The 833-nt window shown below is 65.2% G+C and carries 1 protein-coding gene; it reads left to right on the top strand.

The features are described 5' to 3' along the window. Positions 1-762, top strand: a 762-nt coding sequence (gene istB / locus IU459_RS37360) for an IS21-like element helper ATPase IstB (protein ID WP_440446565.1), incomplete at its 5' end; no start/stop codon positions are given. Positions 763-833 lie beyond the last annotated feature (71 nt).

Raw genomic sequence — 833 nt, forward strand, 5'->3', positions numbered from 1 at the left:
CTGGAACAAGCGCTGCGGACGCTGAAGCTATCCGGGATGCTGCAGACCCTCGAATCCCGCCTGGCCCAAGCCCGCGCCGGTGACCTCGGGCATATCGAGTTCCTGCAGGTCCTCTGCCACGACGAAATCGCCCGCCGTGATGCGCAGTCGATCGCCCGCCGGATCCGCCGCGCCCACTTCGAACAGCAACTCACCCTGGAGGAGTTCGACTTCGCCGCCAGCCCGAAACTGCCCGCCGCGCAGATCCGCGACCTCGCGGCGCTGCGCTGGCTGCCGGTCGGCGAGTCCGTGGTCCTGTACGGGCCCGTCGGCGTGGGCAAAACGCATGTGGCCCACGGTCTCGGACACCTGGCGATCCGTCAAGGCGCCGAGGTCCGGTTCACCAAGACCAGTCGGCTGCTGGCGACATTGGCCGGTGGTCACGCCGACCGGACCTGGGACAAACGGTTGCGCGAGTTCGTCCGGCCCGCGGTGCTGATCCTCGACGACTTCGGCATGCGCGAACTCACCGCCACACAAGCCGACGACCTCTACGAACTGATCTCCGAACGCACCTCCACCGGCGGCTCCATGATCCTGACCTCAAACAGATCGCCCGTCGACTGGTACCCACTGTTCCCGAATCCCGTTGTCGCCGAATCACTCCTGGACCGCCTCATCAACACCAGCCACCAAGTGTTCATGAACGGCCCGTCCTACCGGCCCAACAAGCGCCCCCGCGGCAACCACGAACCCAAGACACAGAACAAGGAGGTCGGGTAGAACATCACCCAGGACCCACCACCTGCCCAATTACGTGAACGAACGGGCCGGGAAAAACGTGAACGTCGACA

It is taken from the genome of Nocardia amamiensis, from assembly GCF_015477605.1.
GTDB classification, from domain to species: domain Bacteria; phylum Actinomycetota; class Actinomycetes; order Mycobacteriales; family Mycobacteriaceae; genus Nocardia; species Nocardia amamiensis_A.